Origin of the sequence: Salmonella sp. SAL04214 (assembly GCF_046550615.1) — a bacterium.
Taxonomy (GTDB): Bacteria; Pseudomonadota; Gammaproteobacteria; order Enterobacterales; family Enterobacteriaceae; genus Salmonella; species Salmonella enterica.
This window is the reverse complement of sequence record NZ_JBGDXT010000005.1, coordinates 180,961-205,218: the sequence shown is the minus strand read 5'-3', so window position 1 is coordinate 205,218 and position 24,258 is coordinate 180,961. Positions and strand designations below refer to the sequence as shown.

Genomic DNA, 24,258 nt, shown 5'->3' with positions numbered 1-24,258 from the left:
ACATCCAGGTTAATCAGGTCGCTAAATTTATGACTGATCAGTCTCATCAGTGCGTCATTATCGGTATCGCTGGCGCATCGGCTTCCGGCAAGAGTCTTATTGCCAGTACCCTTTACCGCGAATTGCGTGAACAAGTGGGTGACGAACATATTGGCGTTATTCCCGAAGACAGTTATTACAAAGATCAAAGCCATCTGTCGATGGAAGAACGCGTAAAAACTAACTATGACCATCCGAATGCGATGGATCACAGCCTGCTATTTCAGCATCTTCAGGCGCTCAAGCGCGGTTCGGCGATTGAATTACCGGTATACAGTTATGTTGAGCATACCCGTATGCAGGAAACGGTTCGCGTAGAACCGAAGAAAGTGATTATTCTTGAAGGTATTCTGTTACTGACCGACGCGCGTTTGCGTGAAGAGATGAACTTCTCTATTTTTGTCGATACGCCGCTGGATATCTGTTTGATGCGCCGTATCAAACGCGATGTGAACGAGCGTGGTCGCTCAATGGATTCGGTGATGGCGCAATATCAGAAAACGGTGCGTCCGATGTTCCTGCAATTTATTGAGCCTTCCAAACAATATGCGGATATTATCGTGCCGCGCGGCGGTAAAAACCGCATCGCTATTGATATTCTGAAAGCGAAAATCAGCCAGTTCTTTGAATAAATCTGGCGAATTGTGTACCGTTCAGTGATAACCTGGTTAGCCCTTGATGTGCTTGATTTAAGGGCTTGATGCGCGAAAGGAGAAAGTGCCATGCGTTTATGCGACCGAGATATTGAAGCCTGGCTGGATGAAGGCCGTTTGTCTATCACCCCGCGACCTCCCGTAGAGCGCATTAACGGCGCGACGGTCGATGTACGTCTTGGCAATAAATTTCGAACCTTCCGTGGCCATACGGCGGCGTTTATCGATCTGAGCGGGCCGAAAGATGAGGTCAGCGCGGCGCTGGATCGCGTGATGAGCGATGAAATCGTTTTGCCGGACGGCGAGGCATTTTATCTGCATCCGGGCGAGTTGGCGCTGGCCGTCACCTTTGAATCCGTTACCCTGCCGCCGGATTTAGTGGGCTGGCTGGATGGTCGTTCCTCGCTGGCGCGTCTGGGACTGATGGTGCATGTGACGGCGCACCGTATCGATCCCGGCTGGTCGGGCTGCATTGTGCTTGAGTTTTACAACTCCGGGAAGCTGCCGCTGGCGTTGCGTCCGGGTATGCTCATCGGCGCGCTGAGCTTTGAGCCGCTGTCCGGCCCGGCGGCGCGGCCTTATAACCGCCGTCAGGATGCCAAATATCGCGATCAGCAGGGCGCTGTTGCCAGCCGGATTGATAAAGACTGAGCCATTCGGCGCAATACTGCCGGTCCATTGAGGGTAGCATGAGACGATTTCTGACGACGCTGATGATTCTCCTGGTCGTGCTGGTGGCCGGATTCTCTGCGTTGGTATTGTTGGTCAATCCGAATGATTTCCGCGCCTATATGGTGCAGCAGGTTGCCGCGCGTAGTGAATATCAGTTGCAACTGGACGGGCCGCTGCGCTGGCACGTATGGCCGCAACTCAGCATCCTTTCCGGGCGAATGACGCTAACGGCGCGAGGCGCCAGCGAACCGCTGGTGCGGGCTGACAATATGCGCCTGGATGTCGCTTTATGGCCGCTGTTGAGTCATCAGCTTCATGTTAAGCAGGTGATGCTGAAAGGCGGGGTGATTCAACTGACGCCGCAAACGGAAGCGGTACGCAGTGATGATGCGCCGGTCGCGCCGAAAGATAATACCTTGCCGGACGTAGCGGAAGATCGCGGCTGGTCGTTTGATATTCGTAGCCTGCGCGTTGCCGACAGCGTGCTGGTTTTCCAGCATGAAAATGATGATCAGGTCACGGTGCGCGATATTCGTCTGAATATGGAACAAGATGCCGAGCATCGCGGCACGTTTGATTTTTCGGGACGCGTGAACCGCGATCAGCGGGATCTTGCTTTATCGTTCAGCGGAACGGTGGATGCTTCCGATTATCCGCATAATTTAACCGCGGGTATTGAGCAACTGCGCTGGCAATTGCAGGGCGCGGATCTACCGGCGCAGGGGATTGAGGGGCAGGGACAACTGCAGGCTCAGTGGCAGGAAGCGCAAAAACGTCTTTCATTTAACCACTTAAATTTAACGGCGAATGACAGTTCTCTGACCGGGCATGTTCAGGTAACGTTGGCGGAGCAGCCGGAATGGCAAATTGACCTCCGGTCCAGCAAGCTTAATCTGGACAACCTGTTGCCGCATCATAGCGCCGTGGCTCAGACAGGCGGCGCGGTGTCGCAGGGGCAAAATACGCTCCCCCTGACCAGGCCAGTTATCGCGTCGCGTGTTGGTGCGCCGCCTTATCAGGGGCTGCAAAGCTTTACGGCGGAGATTGCTTTACAGGCGGATTCAGTTCGCTGGCGGGGAATGGACTTTACCCAGGTTTCGACGAAGATGTCTAATCAGGCCGGATTGCTGGATATCACCGAGTTGCAGGGGAAACTGGCCGACGGAGAGATGTCGCTGCCCGGCACGCTGGACGCCCGCACCGCCAGTCCGCGCATCGAATTCCACCCTCGCCTCAACCATGTTGAGATTGGGACTATCCTGAAAGCCTTCAATTATCCGATTAGCCTGACCGGTAAGATGTCGCTGGTTGGCGATTTCTCCGGGGCGGATATTGACGCAGAGGCATTTCGCCATAGCTGGAAAGGAAAAGCGCATGTTGACATGAGCAATACGCGCCTTGAAGGAATGAATTTCCAGCAACTGGTGCAGCAGGCCGTAGAGCGAAGCGGCGGCGACGCGCAGCAGTCGCAGGAAAATATGGACAACGCGACCCGACTGGATCGCTTCACGACCGATCTGACGCTAAATAAGGGCACGCTGACGCTCGACGACATGGTCGGGCAATCTTCTATGCTGGCGTTAACCGGCAGCGGAACGCTGGATCTGGTTAAGCAGAGCTGTGATACGCAATTTAATCTGCGTGTGCTGGGCGGATGGAACGGCAATAGCAACCTGATCACCTTCCTGAAAGAGACGCCGGTGCCGCTGCGCGTCTATGGCAAGTGGCAGGAGCTGAACTATACCCTGCAAGTGGATCAGTTATTGCGCAAGCATTTACAGGATGAGGCGAAGCGTCGGCTCAACGACTGGGCGGATCGCAATAAAGATACCCGCAACGGTAAAGATGTGAAGAAGCTGCTGAATAAGCTGTAGTTTTTGGCCAAAGGGCAGATCCGGATGGCGAGGCTAACGCGCCTCCGGCCTGCCTGGTAAGCAGGCCGGGGCAGGCGAACAGACGTTACATCTCCGGGTCTGGCTCGCCGTTATGCAGCGGAATTAACTGCACTTTCTGCACTCGATGGCTTTCTACCTGCAATGTTTTCAGCAAATAATCGCCCACCTGAACCTCTTCACCGGTTTGCGGTATGCGCTGCAAATATTCCATCAATAATCCGGCAATCGTATGGTATTCCCGTTTTTCATCCAGCGGTAGCGGCACGTACTGCACCAAATCCTCCAGCGGCATATGGCCGTTTGCTGTCCAGGAGCCGTCCGGGTTCTTCTGAATATCGTGGCGGGCGTCAATTTCCTCGACTTCATTCGGCAGATTACCGGCGATAGTCTCCATGACATCGCTTAATGTCACAATGCCTTCAACCGAGCCAAACTCATCTACGACAAAGGCAAAATGGGTTCTGGCGTTACGGAACTGCTCCAGCGCAGGCAGCAGCGGCAATGTTTCCGGGAAAACCAGCGGTTGGCGAATCAGCGCCCGCAGGTTGAGCGGTTCGCCGCGCAGCGATTGTTGCAACAGATCGATGACGTGGACGACGCCGAGTAAATCTTCCTGTTCATTTTCACCCGTCACGACCAGACGCGTATGCTGGTTCTTTTCCAGCAGAGCGCGGATTTCCGCTTCCGGCGCGTTGAGATCGATATGCTCGATATCGTGGCGCGACGTCATGATGCTACTTACGGTGCGCTGGTTGAGATTCAGCACCCGCTCGATCATCCTGCGCTCCTGCGGATTAAAAATCTGGCTGTCGTCATGGTCTGCCAGCATCGCGGCGGTTTCCGCATCCAGTTCGGCATCCTCTTTTTTACCGCTAATCAGCCGCATCACGGCCTCCGTTGTGCGCTGGCGCAGCGTATGGTTAGCGGAAAGAAAACGGCGGCGGTTAAAAATAGCCAGTTGGTTGAGCGCCTCGATCATCACTGAGAAGCCGATAGCCGCGTACAGATACCCTTTCGGAATATGGAAACCAAACCCTTCCGCCACCAGGCTAAAGCCGATCATTAGCAGGAAGCTAAGGCACAAAATGACAATGGTGGGATGGTTGTTCACAAATCGGGTCAGGGACTTGCTGGCGAGCAGCATCAGGCTAATGGCGATTATCACTGCCGCCATCATGACCGCCAGGTGATCGACCATCCCCACGGCGGTAATCACGGAGTCGAGAGAAAAGATAGCGTCCAGCACCACGATTTGCGCGACCACCGCCCAGAATTTCGCCCCCTTACGCTGGGTAGGGTTGGCGCTATCTTTCCCTTCCAGCCGTTCGTTGAGCTCCATGGTGGCTTTAAAGAGCAGGAAGAAGCCGCCGAACAGCATAATCAGATCGCGGGCGCTGAAGCTTAACGCCTGTACGCTAAAGAGCGGCTTAGTCAAGGTGACCAGCCACGAGATTGACGCCAGCAGCAGCAGGCGCATGATCATCGCCAGTATCAGGCCGGTAATGCGCGCGCGGTCGCGCTGCCCCGGCGGTAGTTTTTCAGCGAGGATGGCAATAAAGACCAGGTTATCAATGCCGAGAACAAGTTCGATAACGATTAACGTTACCAGTCCGGCCCAGATTGACGGATCGGCAATCCATTCCATAGTAAGAGCAATACCTTCTGTAATATGACAATTGTCACAATTCGATCATGGATAATACGGCGGAAAAATGCAATGCCGCAGAGCAATTTATCTTTGTTACGCGGCTATAAAATAACTTTAAAATAGCCGTAATGTTTCTGTCGGAAACTAAATAATGTCAAGAATATATTTAGGAAATATCGCAGGTGGAGTGGAGTAAATAAATATTGTCAACATCAATAAAATCCTAAAATCATCTGTTAATTCATTTAATATTAATCTTAAAAATATAGAATGGCGGGTTTGTTACCTTGCCTGTCATTAGGTTAGCTGCAACAATTCTTGCAGGATTAAGATAGCGCTCTTAAATATCCTGTCACGACATCGAGAAAACTATTAATACGTAACCTTTATTTCGCTGAAGATTTTTATCTGAACGAGGATGAAATCGGAGGGGAATGCGAAAATTTAGAATAATCAGTGTATTGGTAGCTAAAAAGCCAGGGGCGGTAGCGTGCCTGAAAGCCTGAATATAAGCCTTTATTATTCTGTCAATAGCCTGCGGATGAATTGATTTTTTTTCAGAATGATGCCAGTTAATTTTCTCTGCCATTAACTGCAAGGTAAATGTGCACGGACGAAGCCGCTATTTAAATTGCACAGGATAATGACTCTGCCAAAGTGATAAATAATCAATGATGAAATCCAAAATGAAATTGATGCCATTATTGGCGTCGCTCAGCTTGATAAGTGGTTGCACAGTACTTCCGGGCAGCAATATGTCTACGATGGGGAAAGATGTGATCAAACAGCAAGACGCTGACTTTGATCTCGACCGGATGGTCAATGTGTATCCGCTGACGCCACGGTTGGTTGAGCAATTACGCCCGCGGCCCAATGTCGCGCAACCGAATATGTCGCTGGACCAGGAGATCGCCAGCTATCAGTATCGCGTCGGGCCTGGCGATGTGCTGAATGTCACCGTCTGGGATCACCCGGAATTGACCACGCCAGCAGGCCAGTACCGTAGCTCAAGCGATACCGGCAACTGGGTACAGCCGGACGGCACCATGTTTTATCCCTACATTGGCAAGGTTAGCGTCGTCGGTAAAACTTTGTCAGAGATTCGCAGCGATATTACCGGGCGTTTAGCGAAGTACATCGCGGACCCACAGGTGGATGTCAATATCGCCGCTTTCCGCTCGCAAAAAGCGTATATCTCCGGCCAGGTGAATAAATCCGGTCAGCAGGCCATTACTAACGTACCGCTAACCGTCCTGGATGCGATTAACGCTGCGGGCGGCCTGACCGATATGGCAGACTGGCGCAACGTCGTGTTGACGCACAACGGCAAAGAACAGCGCATTTCGCTACAGGCGCTGATGCAAAATGGCGATCTTAGCCAGAACCGCTTGCTCTACCCTGGCGACATTCTGTATGTGCCGCGCAATGACGATCTGAAAGTCTTTGTCATGGGCGAAGTGAAAAAACAGAGCACCCTCAAAATGGATTTCAGCGGTATGACGCTCACCGAAGCCTTAGGCAATGCGGAAGGCATCGATCTGACCACCTCCAACGCCAGCGGCATTTTTGTGATTCGTCCGTTGAAAGGCGAGGGGGGACGCGGCGGCAAGATCGCCAATATCTACCAGCTTGATATGTCTGACGCCACGTCATTGGTGATGGCGACGGAATTCCGACTTCAGCCTTACGATGTGGTGTACGTCACGACCGCGCCGGTTGCTCGCTGGAACCGTCTGATCAATCAGTTGCTGCCGACCATTAGCGGTGTCCGTTATATGACGGATACGGCCAGCGACATTCATTCCTGGTAATCGTTATGTTTAACAAAATCTTAGTAGTCTGTGTGGGGAATGTTTGCCGTTCCCCGACGGCGGAACGTTTGCTAAAGCGCTTTCATCCCTCGCTGACGGTTGCGTCCGCCGGATTAGGCGCGCTGGTCGGCAAAGGCGCCGATCCTGCGGCGGCGAGCGTGGCGAGCGCCCACAATCTGTCTTTGGAAAATCACTGCGCAAGGCAAATTTCCGCGCGTCTGTGCCGGGAATATGACCTGATTCTGACGATGGAGAAACGTCACATCGCCGCCCTGTGCGACATTGCGCCGGAAATGCGCGGCAAGGTAATGCTGTTTGGTCATTGGGACAGCGAGCGTGAAATACCGGACCCGTATCGCAAAAGCCGCGATGCGTTTGAGGCGGTGTACACATTACTGGAAAGGTCTGCCCGCCAGTGGGCGCAGGCACTGAATGCAGAGCAGGGAAAACCATGACAGAAAAAGTAAAACAATCTGCGGCGGCTACGGGTAGCGATGAAATCGATATCGGGCGTCTGGTCGGAACGGTGATTGAAGCGCGTTGGTGGGTGTTGGGGACGACGGCCATATTTGCGCTGTGCGCGGTAATTTATACGTTCTTCGCCACGCCCATCTATAGCGCCGATGCGCTGGTGCAGATTGAACAAAACGCCGGTAATTCGCTGGTACAGGATATCAACAGCGCATTAGCGAATAAGCCGCCGGCTTCCGATGCGGAAATTCAGCTCATTCGATCGCGCCTGGTGCTGGGGAAGACCGTTGACGATCTGGATCTGGATATTGCCGTCACCAAAAACACCTTTCCGCTGTTCGGCGCCGGGTGGGAGCGGCTGATGGGGCGTCACAATGAAATGGTGAAAGTCACGACATTCACCCGACCAGAGACGATGAGCGGACAGATCTTCACCCTCAAAGTGCTGGGCGACAAACGTTATCAGTTGGTCAGCGACGGCGGATTTAGCGCGCAGGGCGTTGTGGGCCAGCCACTCAATAAAGACGGCGTGACGATGCAGGTAGAGGCGATTGACGCCCGTCCTGATACAGAATTTACGGTGAGTAAATTCTCAACGCTTGGCATGATTAATAACCTGCAAAATAACCTCACCGTAACGGAAACCGGCAAAGATACCGGCGTTCTGAGCCTGACGTTCACGGGAGAGGATCGCGACCAGATCCGCGAAATTCTCAACAGTATTACCCGTAACTATCTGCAACAGGATATTGCGCGGAAATCTGAAGAGGCGGGGAAGAGCCTGGCGTTTCTGGCAAAACAACTGCCGGAAGTCCGCAGCCGTCTGGATGTGGCAGAAAACAAGCTAAACGCTTTCCGCCAGGATAAAGACTCGGTGGATTTACCGCTGGAGGCGAAGGCGGTACTCGATTCGATGGTTAATATCGACGCCCAGTTGAATGAGTTGACGTTTAAAGAGGCGGAAATTTCCAAGCTCTTTACCAAAGCGCATCCGGCTTACCGCACCCTGCTGGAAAAACGTAAAGCGCTGGAAGATGAAAAAGCCAAACTGAACGGGCGGGTGACGGCGATGCCGAAAACCCAGCAGGAGATTGTGCGTTTGACCCGCGATGTGGAGTCCGGCCAGCAGGTCTATATGCAACTGCTTAATAAACAGCAGGAGCTGAAAATCACCGAAGCCAGCACCGTTGGCGACGTGCGCATCGTTGACCCGGCGATTACCCAACCGGGCGTGCTGAAGCCGAAAAAGGCGTTGATTATTCTCGGCAGCATTATTCTGGGATTAATGTTATCGATTGTCGGCGTGCTGCTGCGCTCGCTGTTTAATCGCGGTATTGAAAGCCCGCAGGCGCTGGAGGAGCACGGGATCAGCGTCTATGCCAGTATTCCGCTGTCGGAATGGCAAAAAGCGCGCGATAGCGTCAAAACCATTAAAGGGATTAAGCGTTACAAGCAGAGCCAACTGCTGGCGGTGGGCAATCCGACCGATCTGGCGATTGAGGCGATTCGCAGCCTGCGCACCAGCCTGCATTTCGCCATGATGCAGGCGCAAAATAATGTACTCATGCTCACAGGCGTCAGCCCCTCTATCGGCAAAACCTTTGTTTGCGCCAACCTGGCGGCCGTCATCAGCCAGACGCATAAACGGGTATTACTGATCGACTGCGATATGCGTAAGGGCTACACCCATGAACTGCTCGGCACCAATAACGTGGACGGCTTATCTGACATTCTGGCGGGCAAAGGCGAGATAGCCTCCTGCGCGAAACCCACGGCGATCGCTAATTTTGATCTTATTCCGCGCGGTCAGGTGCCGCCTAATCCATCGGAACTGCTGATGAGCGAGCGCTTCGGCGAGCTGATCGCCTGGGCAAGCAGCCGCTACGACCTGGTATTAATCGACACGCCGCCGATTCTGGCCGTGACGGACGCCGCGATTGTGGGTCGTCACGTTGGGACGACGCTGATGGTGGCGCGTTATGCCGTCAACACCTTAAAAGAGGTGGAAACCAGTCTGAGCCGTTTTGACCAGAATGGCATTCAGGTCAAAGGCGTCATTCTCAACTCCATTTTCCGCCGGGCGACGGGCTACCAGGATTATGGCTATTACGAATATGAATACCAGTCAGATTCCAAATAAAAAATAAGGCGTGCCGGATGGCGCGGCCTGTGACTGTAGGCCGGACAAGCGTAGCGCCATGCGGCAAAACTATCTGGGGAATAAGCATGACAACAGAAACTCCGCTGATCTCAATTTATATGCCAACCTGGAACAGGCAGCAGTTGGCTATCCGGGCGATTAAATCAGTACTACGTCAGGACTACCGTCACTGGGAGATGATCATCGTGGATGATTGCTCCTCATCTTATCAGCAGCTACAACAATTTGTTGAGGAGCTGAACGACCCGCGCGTCCGTTATACCCATAACGCCAGGAATACCGGTGCCTGCGCGGTTCGCAACCAGGCCATTATGCAGGCGCAAGGGCACTATATTACCGGTATTGATGATGACGATGAATGGACGCCCAACCGTCTGAGCGTGTTTCTGGCCCATAAACACCAGTTGACTACGCACGCCTTTTTGTATGCCAACGACTATGTGTGCGAGGGCGAGGTCTACTCTCAGCCTGCCAGCCTGCCGCTGTATCCGAAATCCCCTTATTCGCGCCGCTTGTTCTACAAGCGCAATATTATTGGCAATCAGGTTTTTACCTGGGCCTGGCGTTTTAAAGCGTGTTTGTTCGATACCGAACTCAAGGCGGCGCAGGATTACGACATTTTTCTGCGTATGGTGGTGGAGTATGGCGAACCGTGGAAAGTCGAAGAGGCGACGCAAATTTTACATATCAACCACGGCGAGATGCAGATTACCTCTTCGCCGAAAAAGTTCTCCGGTTATTTCCATTTTTATCGTAAGCACAAAGATAAATTCGATCGCGCCAGCAAAAAATACCAGCTTTTTACCCTGTACCAAATTCGCAATAAGCGAATGACCTGGCGCACGTTGCTGACGTTGCTCTCCGTGCGTAACAGCAAACGCCTGGCGGCCGGGCTGCGGGGGCGATAACGATGCTGGAAGACTTACGCGCGAATAGCTGGAGCTTACGCCCCTGTTGCATGGTGCTGGCCTACCGTATCGCTCATTTTTGTTCCGTCTGGCGCAAAAAGAATGTGCTGAATAATCTGTGGGCCGCGCCGGTGCTGGTGCTGTATCGCGTGATCACGGAATGCCTGTTCGGGTATGAAATCCAGGCCGCCGCGACCATTGGTCGGCGGTTCACTATCCATCATGGTTACGCGGTAGTGATCAACAAACATGTCGTCGCCGGCGACGATTTTACCATTCGCCACGGCGTCACCATTGGCAATCGCGGCGCGGACAGCCTGGCTTGTCCGGTGATCGGTAACGGCGTTGAGCTGGGGGCGAATGTCATCCTGCTTGGCGATATTACTATCGGTAATCACGTCACGATTGGCGCGGGTAGCGTGGTGCTTGACAGTATTCCGGACCATGCGCTGGTGGTGGGAGAAAAAGCACGGGTGAAGGTCAGCACATGAATATTCTGCAATTTAATGTACGGCTGGCGGAAGGCGGCGCGGCGGGAGTGGCGTTGGATCTCCATCTGCGGGCATTGCAAAAAGGGCTGACGTCGCGTTTTGTCTATGGTTATGGCAAAGGCGGAAAAAAAAGCGTCAGCCACCACCGTTATCCGCAGGTGATAAAACAGACGCCGCGCGGCACGGCAATCGCTAATATCGCGCTGTTTCGTTTCCTGAATCGCGATCTGTTTGGCAATCTCGACAATCTTTACCGCACGGTTATCCAGACATCCGGCCCGCTGGTGCTGCATTTTCATGTTCTCCACAGTTACTGGCTAAACCTGGCGGACATCGTGACGTTTTGCGAAAAAGTCAAAGCGCAAAAACCAGACGTCACGCTGGTCTGGACGTTGCACGATCACTGGAGCGTCACCGGGCGTTGCGCCTTCACCGACGGTTGCGAGGGCTGGAAAAGCGGCTGCCAAAAATGCCCGACCCTAAGCAATTATCCGCCGGTCAGGGTGGATCGGGCGCACCAGCTTATTGACGGCAAACGTCAGCGCTTTCGGGACATGCTGCGGCTGGGCTGCCGGTTTATTTCGCCGAGCCAGCACGTGGCCGAGGCCTTTAACAGCGTTTATGGCGCGGGACTCTGCCGGGTGATTAACAACGGTATCGATCTGGCGACCGAGGCGATTCTCGCGCAGCTATCACCTGTGCCGCTGAATCCGGGCAAACCGCGGATCGCCATTGTGGCGCATGACTTGCGTTACGACGGCAAAACTGACCAGCGTCTGGTACACGACATGATGGCGCTGGGCGAAAAAATTGAACTGCATACCTTCGGTAAATTTTCGCCTTTTACCGGCCAAAACGTCGTTAATCACGGTTTTGAAACCGATAAGCGCAAATTAATGAGCGCGCTCAATGAGATGGATGCGCTGGTCTTTAGCTCGCGGGTCGATAACTATCCGCTGATCTTGTGTGAAGCGCTCTCGATCGGCGTACCGGTGCTCGCTACCCACAGCGAGGCGGCGGAGGAGGTGCTGGCGAAATCCGGCGGCCAGACCTTTGCCGCTACAGATGTACTTCGCCTGGCGCAGCGGCGTAAGCCAGAGATTGCTCAGGCGGTATTCGGCGCAACGCTGGACGCCTTTCGTATGCGTAGCCGCGTCGCGTACAGCGGTCAACAGATGCTGGAGGAGTATGTCTCGTTCTATCAGAATCTGTAGCTATCTGCTGCTGCCGCTGATCTACCTACTGGTCAATGTCAAGATTGCCCAACTGGGGGAAAGCTTTCCCATTACCATCGTCACTTTTTTACCGCTGTTGCTGCTGTTATTTGTGGAACGCATTAGCGTAAAAAAATTGATGATCGCCTTAGGCATCGGCGCGGGGCTTACGGCATTTAACTTCCTGTTCGGCCAGTCGCTGAATGCCGGTAAATATGTCACGTCCACGATGCTGTTTGTCTATATTGTGGTCATTATCGGGATGGTCTGGAGTATCCGATTCAAAACCATTTCCGCGCATAACCACCGAAAGATTTTGCGTTTTTTTTATCTGGTGGTGGGTATGGTGGTCGCGCTCGCCGCGGTTGAGATGGCGCAAATTATCCTTACCGGCGGAAGCAGTATTATGGAAGGAATTTCGAAATATCTCATTTACAGTAATAGCTATGTACTGAACTTCATAAAATTTGGCGGTAAGCGTACCACTGCACTTTATTTTGAACCGGCATTTTTCGCTTTGGCACTAATCTCAATTTGGCTGAGCATCAAACAGTTTGGTATCAAAACACCGAAAAGCGATGCTATGATTCTGGCAGGGATAATATTATCAGGATCATTTTCAGGGGTAATGACCTTTATCCTGTTTTACCTTCTGGAGTGGGCGTTCCAATATTTGAATAAGGATGCGATAAAGAAAAAACTTCCACTGGCGCTGGTCTCATTAACCCTGTTTTTGGTTGGGGTAATTATTGCATTTCCTTATATCGCGACACGACTTGGCGATTTAGGGACGGAAGGCTCATCTTCTTATTATCGTATTGTGGGCCCGTTAGTCATGGTCGGATATTCCTTGACCCATATTGATGGTGTAGTCAGATTTGGCTCACTTTATGAATATGTCGCATCATTCGGAATCTTTAACGGTGCGGATGTCGGGAAAACCATAGACAATGGATTGTATCTGCTGATTATTTATTTTTCCTGGTTCGCAGTGCTAATGACGCTGTGGTATATGGGGAAAGTTTTAAAAATGGCGCTAAATGCGTTTGGCGATAATCGTAATTTTCGGGTGCAGCTCTATCTTTTTACGCCGGTGTCGCTGTTTTTTACCGGTTCAATATTTAGCCCGGAATATGCTTTTTTAATCGTCTGTCCGTTCATTTTGCGCAAGGCGTTAAAAATTTCATAACGGGGTGGTTGCATGTTTTTAAGCGTCGTTACCGTCGCCTTTCGCAATTACGAAGGGGTGGTAAAAACCTGGCGCTCGCTGCGCAATCTGGCGCGCGATCCGGGTCTGTCATTTGAATGGATCGTAGTGGATGGCGGTTCGGAGGACGGCACGCGCGAATTTCTGCAAAAACGTCACGGTGAGTTTAACCTGCGTTTTATCAGTGAAAAGGATCGCGGTATTTATGATGCCATGAACAAAGGCATTGCGCTGGCGCAGGGGCGCTATACCCTGTTTCTTAATTCCGGTGATGCGTTCCATGATGATGCCGCGCTGTTTGTCCGCCAACTGGCGCGGCAAAAGGGCGAGGCGATGTATATTGGCGACGCGCTGCTGGATTTCGGCGGCGGGCATAAAATACGCCGGAAGGCTAAACCCGGGTATTATATCTACCATAGTTTGCCAGCCAGCCATCAGGCGATATTTTTCCCGACGGCAGCGTTAAAAAAGTATCCTTATGATCTGCAATATCATGTCTCTTCAGATTATGCGCTGGCGGCCCGTCTCTATAAAGCAGGCTATCCTTTTCGGCGAATTAACGGACTGGTATCTGAATTTTCGATGGGCGGCGTGTCAACCTCGAATAATCTGGAATTATGTCAGGATGCAAAAAACGTACAGCGAAAAATATTACGTGTGCCAGGGTTTTGGGCGCAATTATCCTATTTATTACGTCTGAAAACGACGGGTAAAACAAAAGCGCGGTATAACAAAGTCTAATCACCGGGAGTTATTATGCAGGATCTTAGCGGCTTTACGGTGCCGAAAGGGTTCCGCGGCGCTAATGCGCTAAAAGTACAATTATGGTGGGCGGTACAGGCGACATTATTCGCCGGGTCGCCGCAAATATTGTATCGCTGGCGAGCCTTTTTGCTGCGTCTGTTTGGCGCCAAAATTGGAAAGAATGTGGTTATTCGACCGTCAGTAAAAATTACCTATCCGTGGAAATTAACCGTCGGCGATTATGCCTGGGTAGGCGACGACGCGGTGTTATATACGTTGGGTGAAATTAATATTGGCGCACATGCGGTCATTTCACAAAAAGGGTATTTGTGTACCGGTAGCCATGATTATACCAGCGCCCATTTCGATATTAACGCCGCGCCGATTGTTATTGGCGAAAAATGTTGGCTGGCAACCGATGTTTTTGTCGCGCCCGGCGTGACGATAGGTCATGGCACCGTCGTCGGCGCGCGCAGCAGCGTATTTAAATCATTACCGGCAAATGCGATTTGTCGGGGCAATCCCGCAGTGGTAACGCGCCAGCGCGTTCAGAAAGTTACTCCCTAACGGGACTATTTGAGGAAATGAAAATGTCAAAAGTCGCTCTCATTACTGGCGTAACCGGACAGGATGGGTCTTACCTGGCAGAATTTCTGCTGGAAAAAGGGTATGAGGTGCATGGTATCAAGCGCCGCGCGTCATCGTTTAATACCGAGCGCGTGGACCATATTTATCAGGACCCGCACAGCTGCAACCCAAAATTTCATCTGCATTATGGCGACCTGACCGACGCCTCCAACCTGACCCGCATTTTACAGGAAGTGCAGCCGGACGAGGTCTACAACCTGGGCGCAATGAGCCACGTGGCGGTGTCGTTTGAGTCGCCGGAATATACCGCCGATGTGGATGCGATGGGCACGCTGCGCCTGCTGGAGGCGATTCGCTTCCTCGGTCTTGAAAAGAAAACGCGGTTCTACCAGGCCTCCACCTCTGAACTGTACGGGCTGGTGCAGGAGATCCCGCAGAAAGAGACCACGCCGTTCTACCCGCGTTCCCCCTATGCGGTGGCGAAACTGTACGCCTACTGGATCACCGTCAACTACCGTGAATCCTACGGTATTTACGCCTGTAACGGCATTCTGTTTAACCACGAGTCCCCGCGTCGCGGCGAAACCTTCGTCACCCGTAAGATCACCCGCGCCATCGCCAATATCGCGCAGGGACTGGAGTCCTGCCTGTATCTCGGCAACATGGACTCGTTGCGCGACTGGGGCCATGCGAAAGATTACGTGCGGATGCAGTGGATGATGTTACAGCAGGAGCAGCCGGAAGATTTCGTGATTGCCACCGGCGTGCAGTATTCCGTGCGCCAGTTTGTGGAGCTGGCGGCGGCGCAACTGGGGATAAAACTGCGCTTTGAAGGCGAAGGCATTAATGAGAAAGGGATCGTGGTATCCGTTACCGGACACGATGCGCCGGGCGTGAAACCGGGGGATGTGATTGTGGCCGTTGATCCGCGTTATTTCCGTCCGGCGGAAGTGGAAACCCTGCTGGGCGACCCGTCCAAAGCGCATGAGAAACTGGGCTGGAAACCGGAAATCACCCTGTCGGAGATGGTCTCCGAGATGGTGGCGAACGATCTGGAGGCCGCGAAAAAACACTCACTGCTGAAATCTCACGGTTACGAGGTGGCCATCGCGCTGGAGTCCTGAGAATGAATAAGCAACGAATTTTTGTGGCGGGCCATCGCGGGATGGTGGGCTCCGCCATTGTACGGCAGCTTGCGCAGCGCGGCGACGTGGAACTGGTACTGCGCACCCGCGATGAGCTGGATCTGCTCGACGGGCGTGCGGTACAGGCTTTCTTTGCCGGGGCGGGTATCGACCAGGTTTATCTGGCGGCGGCGAAAGTGGGCGGCATTGTCGCCAACAACACGTATCCGGCGGATTTTATTTATGAAAACATGATGATAGAGAGCAACATTATTCACGCCGCGCACCTGCACAACGTGAACAAACTGCTGTTTCTCGGTTCGTCCTGTATCTATCCGAAACTGGCAAGGCAGCCGATGGCGGAAAGCGAGCTGCTGCAGGGGACGCTGGAGCCGACCAACGAGCCGTACGCCATCGCCAAGATCGCCGGGATTAAACTGTGCGAGTCCTACAACCGGCAGTACGGTCGCGACTACCGTTCGGTGATGCCAACCAACCTGTACGGCCCGCATGACAATTTCCATCCGGACAATTCACATGTGATCCCGGCGCTGCTGCGCCGCTTTCATGAGGCTGCGCAGAGCCACGCGCCGGAGGTGGTGGTGTGGGGCAGCGGCACGCCGATGCGCGAATTTCTGCACGTTGACGATATGGCGGCGGCCAGTATTCACGTGATGGAGCTGGCGCGCGAAGTGTGGCAGGAGAACACCGCCCCGATGCTGTCGCACATTAACGTCGGCACTGGCGTGGACTGCACCATCCGCGAGCTGGCGCAGACCATCGCAAAGGTGGTGGGTTACCAGGGCCGGGTGGTGTTCGACGCCGCGAAGCCGGACGGCACGCCGCGTAAATTGCTCGACGTCACGCGCCTGCATCAGCTTGGCTGGTATCACGAAATTTCACTGGAGGCAGGGCTTGCCGGTACTTACCAGTGGTTCCTTGAGAATCAGCAACGGTTCCGGGGGTGACAATGTTTTTACGTCAGGAAGATTTCGCCGCCGTGGTGCGGACCACGCCCCTCATCTCCCTCGATTTCATTGTGGAAAACGGCCAGGGGGAAATTTTACTGGGCCAGCGTCTCAACCGTCCGGCGCAGGGCTACTGGTTTGTGCCGGGGGGGCGGGTGTGCAAAGACGAAACGCTGGAGGCCGCCTTTGCACGCCTGACGCAGGCGGAACTGGGCGTGCGTCTGCCGCTGGCGGCAGGGACGTTTTATGGCGTCTGGCAGCACTTCTATGACGACAACTTTTCCGGTGAGGATTTTTCAACTCACTACATCGTGCTCGGCTTTCGTCTGCGCGTGGCGGAGAGCGATTTACGCCTGCCTGATGCCCAGCATGGCAGTTACCGCTGGCTGACGCCGGAACAGCTTCTGGCAAGCGATAATGTTCATGAGAACAGTCGGGCCTACTTCTCTCCTGACGCGCCGGCGGTGGGCCTATGAAGATCCTGGTCTATGGCATTAACTATTCGCCGGAACTGACCGGTATCGGCAAATATACCGGCGAAATGGTGGCGTGGATGGCGCGGGAAGGCCATGAGGTGCGGGTCATTACTGCGCCGCCGTACTACCCGCAGTGGAAGGTCGGTGAGCGCTATTCCGCCTGGCGCTATCGCCGGGAAGAGGGCGAGGCTACCGTCTGGCGCTGCCCGCTGTATGTGCCGAAACAGCCCTCCACCCTAAAACGACTACTTCATCTGGGGAGCTTTGCATTGAGCAGTTTTTTCCCACTGATGGCGCAGCGTCGCTGGAAGCCGGATCGGATTATCGGCGTTGTACCGACGCTCTTTTGTACGCCGGGAATGCGTCTGCTGGCGACACTCTCCGGCGCGCGGACCGTTCTGCATATTCAGGATTACGAAGTGGACGCCATGCTCGGCTTAGGAATGGCGGGAAAAGGCAAGCGCGGTAGCGTAGCGCGGTTAGCGACGGCCTTTGAACGCAGCGCGCTGCGTAACGTTGATAATGTTTCGACCATCTCTCGCTCCATGATGAATAAAGCGCGGGAAAAGGGCGTCGCGGCGGAAAAAATCCTCTTTTTTCCAAACTGGTCGGAAGTGTCGCGCTTTCAGGACGTTAATGACGCTGACGTGACGGCTTTGCGTCAGCAGCTTGGCTTGCCAGAGGGCAAAAAAATTGTGCTCTATTCCGGCAATATCGGCGAAAAACAAGGGCTGGAAAAGGTAATTGACGCCGCGGAACGATTACGCGATCGACCGCTGATTTTCGCGATTGTCGGCCAGGGGGGCGGCAAGGCGCGGCTGGAGAACATGGCCCGCGAACGCGGCCTGGCAAATATTAAATTCCTCCCGCTGCAGCCTTACGACGCCTTACCCGCGCTGCTGAAAATGGGCGACTGCCATCTGGTGGTGCAAAAGCGCGGCGCGGCGGATGCGGTACTGCCCTCCAAGCTGACTAACATTCTGGCGGTCGGCGGTAATGCGGTGATTACCGCTGAGCCGCACACCGAATTAGGACAACTTTGCGCGCGCTATCCGGGCATCGCCGTTTGCGTGGAGCCGGAGTCGACCGACGCGCTGGTTAACGGGATTAGCCAGGCGCTCGCCATGCCGAAAAACAACACGACGGCACGTGAATACGCCGAACGCACGCTCAATAAAGAGAACGTGCTACGCCAATTTATTGCAGATATTCGGGGATGATAATGCGTCAGACAAAACTTTACCCGGTTGTGATGGCCGGTGGCTCCGGTAGCCGATTGTGGCCGCTTTCTCGCGTGCTTTATCCAAAACAGTTTCTGTGCCTGAAAGGCGATCTCACCATGCTGCAAACCACCATTTGCCGTCTGAACGGCGTGGAGTGCGAAAGCCCGGTGGTTATCTGCAACGAACAGCACCGTTTTATCGTTGCCGAACAGCTCCGCCAGCTCAATAAGCTGACGGAGAATATTATTCTTGAGCCCGCCGGGCGCAATACCGCGCCGGCGATTGCGTTGGCGGCGCTGGCGGCGACGCGCCAGCATACGGACTGCGATCCGCTGATGCTGGTACTGGCGGCGGATCATGCGATCGCCAATGAAGAGGCCTTCCGCGACGCGGTGCGCGGCGCCATGCCCTATGCCGACGCGGGCAAACTGGTGACCTTCGGTATCGTGCCGGATCTGCCGGAAACCGGCTATGGCTATATCCGGCGCGGTGATGTCGTGCCGGGCGCGACGGATGCGGTGGCTTTTGAGGTGGCGCAGTTCGTTGAGAAGCCGGGGCTGGAAACCGCCCAGGCCTACGTCGCCAGCGGCGATTACTACTGGAACAGCGGCATGTTTCTGTTCCGCGCCGGACGCTATCTGGAAGAACTGAAAAAGTTCCGCCCCGATATTCTGGCCGCCTGTGAACAGGCGATGCGCGGCGTCGATCCGGATCTTGACTTCATTCGCGTGGATGAAGAGGCCTTCCTCGCCTGTCCGGAAGAGTCCATTGACTACGCGGTGATGGAGCGGACGGCGGACGCGGTGGTGATGCCAATGGACGCGGGCTGGAGCGATGTCGGCTCGTGGTCCTCGCTGTGGGAAATCAGCGCCCACACCCCGGAGGGAAACGTCCACCACGGCGACGTCATCAGCCATAAAACGGAAAACAGCTACGTTTACGCCGAATCCGGCCTGGTGACCACCGTCGGCGTGAAGGATCTGGTGGTGGTGCAGACCAAAGACGCCGTGCTGATTGCCGATCGCCACGCGGTGCAGGACGTGAAAAAGGTGGTGGAGAAGATCAAGGCCGACGGACGCCATGAGCACCACATGCACCGCGAGGTTTACCGTCCGTGGGGCAAATACGACTCCATCGACGCGGGCGAGCGCTATCAGGTGAAGCGTATTACCGTCAAGCCGGGGGAAGGACTGTCGGTGCAGATGCACCATCACCGCGCCGAGCACTGGGTGGTGGTGGCGGGGACCGCCAGAGTCACCATCAACGGCGAGGTTAAGCTGATCGGTGAAAACGAGTCCATCTATATTCCGCTGGGGGCGACCCACTGCCTGGAAAATCCGGGAAAAATACCGCTCGATTTAATTGAAGTGCGTTCCGGCTCGTATCTCGAAGAGGACGACGTGGTGCGGTTCGAGGACCGTTACGGGCGGGTCTGACGCCTGCAATGGTGCCCGGTAAGCGCAACGCGCCATCCGGCAATGAACAACAATAACGATGTTGGCCATTTACGGTCAGGGCTAACTGTTGCCTGAAGAAGGGTAAGAACATGACAAAATTAACCTGTTTCAAGGCCTACGACATTCGCGGCAGGCTGGGCGAAGAGCTCAATGAAGATATCGCGTGGCGGATTGGCCGCGCTTACGGCGAATATTTAAAACCGAAAACCATCGTGCTGGGCGGCGACGTGCGCCTGACCAGCGAGGCGCTGAAGCTGGCGCTGGCGAAAGGGTTACAGGACGCGGGCGTCAACGTGCTGGATATCGGTATGTCCGGCACCGAAGAGATTTACTTCGCCACCTTCCACCTCGGCGTGGACGGCGGTATTGAAGTGACCGCCAGCCATAATCCGATGGACTACAACGGTATGAAGCTGGTGCGCGAGGGCGCCCGCCCGATAAGCGGCGACACCGGTCTGCGCGACGTTCAGCGTCTGGCGGAAGCGGGCGACTTCCCGTCGGTGAACGAGGCCGCGCGCGGCAGCTACAGACAAATCAGCCTGCGCGACGCCTACATCGACCACCTGCTCGGCTATATCAGTGTTAACAATCTCACCCCGCTGAAGCTGGTGTTTAACGCCGGCAACGGCGCGGCGGGGCCGGTCATTGACGCCATCGAAGCGCGCCTGAAGGCGCTGGGCGCGCCGGTGGAGTTCATCAAAATCCACAACACCCCGGACGGCACCTTCCCGAACGGCATTCCCAACCCGTTGCTGCCGGAGTGTCGCGACGACACCCGCAAGGCCGTTATTGAACACGGGGCGGACATGGGCATCGCCTTTGACGGCGACTTCGACCGCTGCTTCCTGTTCGATGAGAAAGGGCAGTTTATCGAGGGGTACTACATCGTCGGGCTGCTGGCGGAAGCGTTTCTGGAAAAACACCCGGGGGCGAAGATTATCCACGACCCGCGCCTGACCTGGAACACGGAGGCAGTGGTGACGGCGGCGGGCGGGACGCCGGTGATGTCAAAAACCGGGCACGCCTTTATCAAGGAGCGGATGCGTACGGAGGATGCCATTTATGGCGGGGAAATGAGCGCGCATCACTATTTTCGTGATTTTGCCTACTGCGACAGCGGGATGATCCCGTGGCTGCTGGTGGCGGAGCTGGTGTGCCTGAAAGGGCAGTCGCTGGGTGAACTGGTCCGCGACCGGATGGCGGCATTCCCGGCGAGCGGGGAAATCAACAGCAGGCTGGCGGAGCCGGCGGAGGCCATTACGCGGGTGGAAGCGCACTTCGCGGAAGAGGCGCAGGCAGTGGACCGCACGGACGGCCTCAGCATGTCGTTCCCGGACTGGCGTTTCAACCTGCGCTCGTCGAACACCGAACCGGTGGTGCGCCTGAATGTGGAATCACGCGGCGATATTCCGCTGATGGAAGCGCGAACACGCACTCTGCTGGCGCTGCTAAATCAGTAACGTCAGATCTCCCCTTACCGCCTGCGGGTAAGGGGCCAATCACAGGAACAACGATGACAAATCTAAAAAAGCGCGAACGAGCCAAAACCAATGCATCGTTAATCTCTATGGTGCAACGCTTTTCAGATATCACCATCATGTTTGGCGGGCTGTGGTTCATCTGTGAAATCAGTGGACTGCCATTCCTGTACATGCACCTGTTGGTGGCGCTGATTACGCTGGTTGTTTTTCAAATGCTGGGCGGGATGACCGATTTTTATCGCTCCTGGCGCGGCGTCAAAATGTCGACAGAGTTAACGCTGTTACTGCAAAACTGGACGCTGAGCCTGATCTTCAGCGCCGGTCTGGTGGCGTTTAATGATGACTTTGACAACCGCCTCGCCACCTGGCTGGCCTGGTATGCGCTGTCCAGCCTGGGCTTAGTGTTATGCCGTTCATTTATTCGTTTCGGCGCGGGCTGGCTACGCAATCGTGGTTATAACACTCGCCGGGTCGCCGTCGCCGGAGATTTGCCTGCGGGCCAGGCGTTGCTGGATAGCTTCCGTAATGAGCCGTGGCTGGGTTTTGAGGTGGTGGGCGTCTATCACGATCCCAAACCGGGCGGCGTCTCTGCTGACTGGGCCGGGAACTTCGAGCAGTTAATTGACGATGCGAAAGCCTCGCGAATTCACAATGTTTATATCGCCATGTCAATGAGCGACGGCGCCATGGTGAAAAAACTGGTGCGCGAGCTGGCCGACACCACCTGCTCGGTGATCCTTATTCCCGATGTGTTCACCTTTAATATTCTCCACTCGCGCGTGGAGGAGATGAGCGGCGTTCCGGTCGTTCCGCTGTATGACACGCCGCTGTCAGGGATTAACCGTCTGCTTAAACGGGCAGAAGATATCGTGCTGGCGTCGCTGATTCTGCTGCTCATCTCACCGGTACTGTGCTGCATTGCGCTGGCGGTCAAATTGAGCTCGCCCGGGCCGGTGATTTTCCGTCAGACGCGCTACGGGATGGACGGCAAGCCGATCAAAGTCTGGAAGTTCCGCTCAATGAAGGTGATGGAGAACGATAAGGTCGTTACCCAGGCGACGCAAAACGATCCGCGCGTCACCCGGGTAGGTAACTTTTTGCGTCGTACCTCGCTGGATGAATTACCGCAGTTTATCAATGTGTTAACCGGCGGGATGTCCATCGTCGGTCCACGCCCTCACGCGGTGGCGCATAACGAACAGTATCGTCAGTTGATTGAAGGTTACATGCTACGCCACAAGATGAAACCGGGCATCACCGGCTGGGCGCAAATTAATGGCTGGCGCGGTGAGACCGATACGCTGGAGAAAATGGAAAAACGCGTGGAGTTCGACCTGGAATACATCCGCGAATGGAGTATTTGGTTCGATATCAAAATCGTTTTTCTGACGATTTTTAAAGGGTTTGTTAATAAAGCGGCGTATTAAGAACCTGATCCACAAGGCTATTTACTTGCCATATCGAACCAGGGCAGTGCTCAATCTGGCTGCGCCAATGACGCCTTGTGAACAGGTTCTGGAGAAAAGAATGAGTTTACGACAAAAAACGATCAGCGGCGCTAAATGGTCGGCTATCGCCACGATAGTGATTATCGGTCTGGGGTTAATTCAGATGACGGTGCTGGCGCGGATCATCGACAACCACCAGTTTGGCCTGTTGACCGTCTCGCTGGTGATTATCGCGCTGGCCGACACGATCTCGGACTTTGGCATCGCGAACTCGATTATCCAGCGTAAAACGATTGGGCATCTGGAGCTGACCACGCTCTACTGGCTAAACGTTGGGCTTGGGATTGTGGTATTTGCGGTGGTCTTTTGGCTGAGCGATGCGATTGCCCATGTTTTGCATAACCCGGATCTCGCGCCGTTAATCAAAACGTTGTCGCTGGCGTTTATCGTGATCCCTCACGGGCAGCAGTTCCGTGCGCTGATGCAAAAAGAGCTGGAGTTCAATAAGATCGGCATGATCGAAACGACCTCCGTGCTGGCGGGGTTCACCTTTACGGTGATTAGCGCCCATTACTGGCCGCTGGCGTTAACCGCGATTCTCGGCTATCTGGTGAACAGCGCGGTGCGAACGCTGCTGTTTGGTTACTTTGGCCGCAAGATTTACCGTCCGGGGCTGCATTTTTCGCTGGCATCGGTGTCCACGAACCTGCGTTTTGGCGCGTGGCTGACGGCGGACAGTATCGTCAATTACATCAACACGAATTTATCGACGCTGGTACTGGCGAGAATTCTCGGCGCAAGCGTCGCCGGGGGATATAACCTCGCGTACAACGTGGCGGTTGTGCCGCCGGCGAAGCTTAACCCCATCATTACTCGCGTGCTATTTCCGGCATTCGCCAAAATCCAGGACGATACCGAGAAGCTGCGCGTCAACTTCTATAAGTTGCTTTCTGTGGTGGGAATTATCAATTTTCCCGCGCTGTTGGGCCTGATGGTAGTGGCGAACAATTTTGTGCCGTTAGTGTTTGGCGAGAAGTGGAACAGCATTATCCCGATCCTGCAATTGCTGTGCGTGGTGGGGCTGTTGCGCTCGGTCGGCAACCCGATTGGTTCGCTGCTGATGGCGAAAGCGCGCGTGGATATCAGCTTTAAATTCAACGTCTTTAAAACGTTTCTGTTTATCCCGGCAATTCTCATTGGCGGCCATCTGGCGGGGGCGATTGGCGTGACGCTGGGGTTCCTGGTGGTGCAAATCATCAACACCATTCTGAGCTATTTCGTGATGATTAAGCCGGTACTCGGCTCCAGCTATCGTCAGTATATTCTCAGCCTATGGCTACCGTTTTATCTCTCATTGCCAACATTTATTACCAGCTACGGCGCAGGAAAGCTGGTCGACGGTTATTTACCGTTGTCGGGGGTATTCGCACTACAGGTTATGGTCGGTATTTTGAGTTTTATTTTAATGATTATTTTTTCACGCAATGCGCTGGTGATGGAAATTAAAAATCAGCTTGTTGGCAGTGCAAAACTGAAAAAGTTATTACGTGTCGGATGACGGGGATATAAGAGGCTATTT

At 54.3% G+C, this 24,258-nt stretch carries 21 protein-coding genes; 20 read left to right on the top strand and 1 reads right to left on the bottom strand.

The window, feature by feature from the left end:
* The first annotated feature begins 29 nt into the window (after positions 1-29).
* The 3 genes from udk to asmA all read left to right on the top strand — a co-directional run bounded on the left by udk (position 30) and on the right by asmA (position 3,238).
* Complete coding sequence (udk, locus tag ACLJQD_RS11170) at positions 30-671, top strand: uridine kinase (protein ID WP_000132082.1); 642 nt, start codon at positions 30-32, stop codon at positions 669-671.
* Between the two features lie 90 nt (positions 672-761).
* On the top strand, positions 762-1,343 hold the full coding sequence (dcd, locus tag ACLJQD_RS11165) for a dCTP deaminase (protein ID WP_001234783.1): 582 nt from the start codon (positions 762-764) through the stop codon (positions 1,341-1,343).
* Positions 1,344-1,381: 38 nt separating this feature from the next.
* The gene (asmA, locus tag ACLJQD_RS11160; protein ID WP_001252265.1) at positions 1,382-3,238 is read left to right on the top strand and encodes an outer membrane assembly protein AsmA; all 1,857 of its coding nucleotides are present in this window, start codon (positions 1,382-1,384) and stop codon (positions 3,236-3,238) included.
* 85 nt (positions 3,239-3,323) lie between these two features.
* Here asmA and ACLJQD_RS11155 read toward each other — a convergent pair whose 3' ends face one another.
* Complete coding sequence (locus ACLJQD_RS11155) at positions 3,324-4,904, bottom strand: TerC family protein (protein WP_000454712.1); 1,581 nt, start codon at positions 4,902-4,904, stop codon at positions 3,324-3,326.
* A 674-nt stretch (positions 4,905-5,578) separates the two neighbouring features.
* Between ACLJQD_RS11155 and ACLJQD_RS11150 the strand changes: the two genes are divergently transcribed.
* The 17 genes from ACLJQD_RS11150 to wzxC all read left to right on the top strand — a co-directional run bounded on the left by ACLJQD_RS11150 (position 5,579) and on the right by wzxC (position 24,237).
* Entirely contained in the window at positions 5,579-6,718 is a 1,140-nt protein-coding gene (locus ACLJQD_RS11150; protein WP_000978077.1) for a polysaccharide export protein, read from the top strand.
* 5 nt (positions 6,719-6,723) lie between these two features.
* The gene (gene wzb, locus ACLJQD_RS11145; RefSeq protein WP_000482226.1) at positions 6,724-7,173 is read left to right on the top strand and encodes a low molecular weight protein-tyrosine-phosphatase Wzb; all 450 of its coding nucleotides are present in this window, start codon (positions 6,724-6,726) and stop codon (positions 7,171-7,173) included.
* Positions 7,170-9,329, top strand: a complete 2,160-nt coding sequence (gene wzc / locus ACLJQD_RS11140) for a tyrosine-protein kinase Wzc (protein WP_017442202.1) — start codon at positions 7,170-7,172, stop codon at positions 9,327-9,329. The genes wzb and wzc overlap by 4 nt, the downstream gene beginning before the upstream one ends.
* Positions 9,330-9,415: 86 nt before the next feature.
* Positions 9,416-10,258, top strand: a complete 843-nt coding sequence (gene wcaA / locus ACLJQD_RS11135; RefSeq protein WP_017442203.1) for a colanic acid biosynthesis glycosyltransferase WcaA — start codon at positions 9,416-9,418, stop codon at positions 10,256-10,258.
* Positions 10,259-10,260: 2 nt separating this feature from the next.
* The gene (wcaB, locus tag ACLJQD_RS11130) at positions 10,261-10,749 is read left to right on the top strand and encodes a colanic acid biosynthesis acetyltransferase WcaB (protein ID WP_000888725.1); all 489 of its coding nucleotides are present in this window, start codon (positions 10,261-10,263) and stop codon (positions 10,747-10,749) included.
* Positions 10,746-11,963: a colanic acid biosynthesis glycosyltransferase WcaC gene (gene wcaC, locus ACLJQD_RS11125; protein WP_017442204.1), complete on the top strand. Its 1,218-nt coding sequence runs from the start codon at positions 10,746-10,748 to the stop codon at positions 11,961-11,963. Before wcaB ends, wcaC begins: the two co-directional genes overlap by 4 nt.
* Positions 11,938-13,152 carry a colanic acid polymerase WcaD gene (gene wcaD, locus ACLJQD_RS11120; RefSeq protein ID WP_000091397.1) on the top strand — a complete coding sequence of 405 codons (1,215 nt, stop codon included), beginning with the start codon at positions 11,938-11,940 and terminating at the stop codon, positions 13,150-13,152. Before wcaC ends, wcaD begins: the two co-directional genes overlap by 26 nt.
* Positions 13,153-13,164: 12 nt before the next feature.
* Complete coding sequence (gene wcaE / locus ACLJQD_RS11115; RefSeq protein WP_000480132.1) at positions 13,165-13,911, top strand: colanic acid biosynthesis glycosyltransferase WcaE; 747 nt, start codon at positions 13,165-13,167, stop codon at positions 13,909-13,911.
* 15 nt (positions 13,912-13,926) lie between these two features.
* Positions 13,927-14,481, top strand: coding sequence for a colanic acid biosynthesis acetyltransferase WcaF (wcaF, locus tag ACLJQD_RS11110; RefSeq protein WP_001153603.1), 555 nt, complete (start codon positions 13,927-13,929; stop codon positions 14,479-14,481).
* A gap of 23 nt (positions 14,482-14,504) precedes the next feature.
* Complete coding sequence (gene gmd, locus ACLJQD_RS11105) at positions 14,505-15,626, top strand: GDP-mannose 4,6-dehydratase (protein ID WP_000048160.1); 1,122 nt, start codon at positions 14,505-14,507, stop codon at positions 15,624-15,626.
* A 2-nt stretch (positions 15,627-15,628) separates the two neighbouring features.
* Positions 15,629-16,594, top strand: a complete 966-nt coding sequence (locus ACLJQD_RS11100; protein WP_001041701.1) for a GDP-L-fucose synthase family protein — start codon at positions 15,629-15,631, stop codon at positions 16,592-16,594.
* A gap of 2 nt (positions 16,595-16,596) precedes the next feature.
* Positions 16,597-17,070, top strand: a complete 474-nt coding sequence (locus ACLJQD_RS11095; protein WP_017442205.1) for a GDP-mannose mannosyl hydrolase — start codon at positions 16,597-16,599, stop codon at positions 17,068-17,070.
* Positions 17,067-18,290 carry a colanic acid biosynthesis fucosyltransferase WcaI gene (wcaI, locus tag ACLJQD_RS11090; protein ID WP_017442206.1) on the top strand — a complete coding sequence of 408 codons (1,224 nt, stop codon included), beginning with the start codon at positions 17,067-17,069 and terminating at the stop codon, positions 18,288-18,290. The genes ACLJQD_RS11095 and wcaI overlap by 4 nt, the downstream gene beginning before the upstream one ends.
* Complete coding sequence (cpsB, locus tag ACLJQD_RS11085; RefSeq protein ID WP_017442207.1) at positions 18,287-19,729, top strand: mannose-1-phosphate guanyltransferase; 1,443 nt, start codon at positions 18,287-18,289, stop codon at positions 19,727-19,729. The genes wcaI and cpsB overlap by 4 nt, the downstream gene beginning before the upstream one ends.
* Positions 19,730-19,839: 110 nt before the next feature.
* Positions 19,840-21,210, top strand: a complete 1,371-nt coding sequence (cpsG, locus tag ACLJQD_RS11080) for a colanic acid biosynthesis phosphomannomutase CpsG (protein ID WP_017442208.1) — start codon at positions 19,840-19,842, stop codon at positions 21,208-21,210.
* A gap of 53 nt (positions 21,211-21,263) precedes the next feature.
* On the top strand, positions 21,264-22,658 hold the full coding sequence (wcaJ, locus tag ACLJQD_RS11075; RefSeq protein ID WP_017442209.1) for an undecaprenyl-phosphate glucose phosphotransferase: 1,395 nt from the start codon (positions 21,264-21,266) through the stop codon (positions 22,656-22,658).
* Between the two features lie 100 nt (positions 22,659-22,758).
* Positions 22,759-24,237: a colanic acid undecaprenyl disphosphate flippase WzxC gene (gene wzxC, locus ACLJQD_RS11070; protein ID WP_000058681.1), complete on the top strand. Its 1,479-nt coding sequence runs from the start codon at positions 22,759-22,761 to the stop codon at positions 24,235-24,237.
* Positions 24,238-24,258: the final 21 nt, after the last annotated feature.

Excerpts from the sequence above, each read along its gene's own strand:
- udk (WP_000132082.1), top strand. The coding sequence starts at position 30 with ATGACTGATCAGTCTCATCAGTGCGTCATTATCGGTATCGCTGGCGCA.
- wzb (WP_000482226.1), top strand. The coding sequence starts at position 6,724 with ATGTTTAACAAAATCTTAGTAGTCTGTGTGGGGAATGTTTGCCGTTCC.
- wcaA (WP_017442203.1), top strand. The coding sequence starts at position 9,416 with ATGACAACAGAAACTCCGCTGATCTCAATTTATATGCCAACCTGGAAC.
- gmd (WP_000048160.1), top strand. The coding sequence starts at position 14,505 with ATGTCAAAAGTCGCTCTCATTACTGGCGTAACCGGACAGGATGGGTCT.
- ACLJQD_RS11100 (WP_001041701.1), top strand. The coding sequence starts at position 15,629 with ATGAATAAGCAACGAATTTTTGTGGCGGGCCATCGCGGGATGGTGGGC.
- ACLJQD_RS11095 (WP_017442205.1), top strand. The coding sequence starts at position 16,597 with ATGTTTTTACGTCAGGAAGATTTCGCCGCCGTGGTGCGGACCACGCCC.
- wzc (WP_017442202.1), top strand. The coding sequence starts at position 7,170 with ATGACAGAAAAAGTAAAACAATCTGCGGCGGCTACGGGTAGCGATGAA.
- wcaB (WP_000888725.1), top strand. The coding sequence starts at position 10,261 with ATGCTGGAAGACTTACGCGCGAATAGCTGGAGCTTACGCCCCTGTTGC.
- dcd (WP_001234783.1), top strand. The coding sequence starts at position 762 with ATGCGTTTATGCGACCGAGATATTGAAGCCTGGCTGGATGAAGGCCGT.
- wcaF (WP_001153603.1), top strand. The coding sequence starts at position 13,927 with ATGCAGGATCTTAGCGGCTTTACGGTGCCGAAAGGGTTCCGCGGCGCT.
- wcaC (WP_017442204.1), top strand. The coding sequence starts at position 10,746 with ATGAATATTCTGCAATTTAATGTACGGCTGGCGGAAGGCGGCGCGGCG.
- cpsB (WP_017442207.1), top strand. The coding sequence starts at position 18,287 with ATGATAATGCGTCAGACAAAACTTTACCCGGTTGTGATGGCCGGTGGC.
- wcaJ (WP_017442209.1), top strand. The coding sequence starts at position 21,264 with ATGACAAATCTAAAAAAGCGCGAACGAGCCAAAACCAATGCATCGTTA.
- ACLJQD_RS11155 (WP_000454712.1), bottom strand. The coding sequence starts at position 4,904 with ATGGAATGGATTGCCGATCCGTCAATCTGGGCCGGACTGGTAACGTTA.
- asmA (WP_001252265.1), top strand. The coding sequence starts at position 1,382 with ATGAGACGATTTCTGACGACGCTGATGATTCTCCTGGTCGTGCTGGTG.
- wcaI (WP_017442206.1), top strand. The coding sequence starts at position 17,067 with ATGAAGATCCTGGTCTATGGCATTAACTATTCGCCGGAACTGACCGGT.
- cpsG (WP_017442208.1), top strand. The coding sequence starts at position 19,840 with ATGACAAAATTAACCTGTTTCAAGGCCTACGACATTCGCGGCAGGCTG.
- wcaE (WP_000480132.1), top strand. The coding sequence starts at position 13,165 with ATGTTTTTAAGCGTCGTTACCGTCGCCTTTCGCAATTACGAAGGGGTG.
- wcaD (WP_000091397.1), top strand. The coding sequence starts at position 11,938 with ATGTCTCGTTCTATCAGAATCTGTAGCTATCTGCTGCTGCCGCTGATC.
- wzxC (WP_000058681.1), top strand. The coding sequence starts at position 22,759 with ATGAGTTTACGACAAAAAACGATCAGCGGCGCTAAATGGTCGGCTATC.
- ACLJQD_RS11150 (WP_000978077.1), top strand. The coding sequence starts at position 5,579 with ATGATGAAATCCAAAATGAAATTGATGCCATTATTGGCGTCGCTCAGC.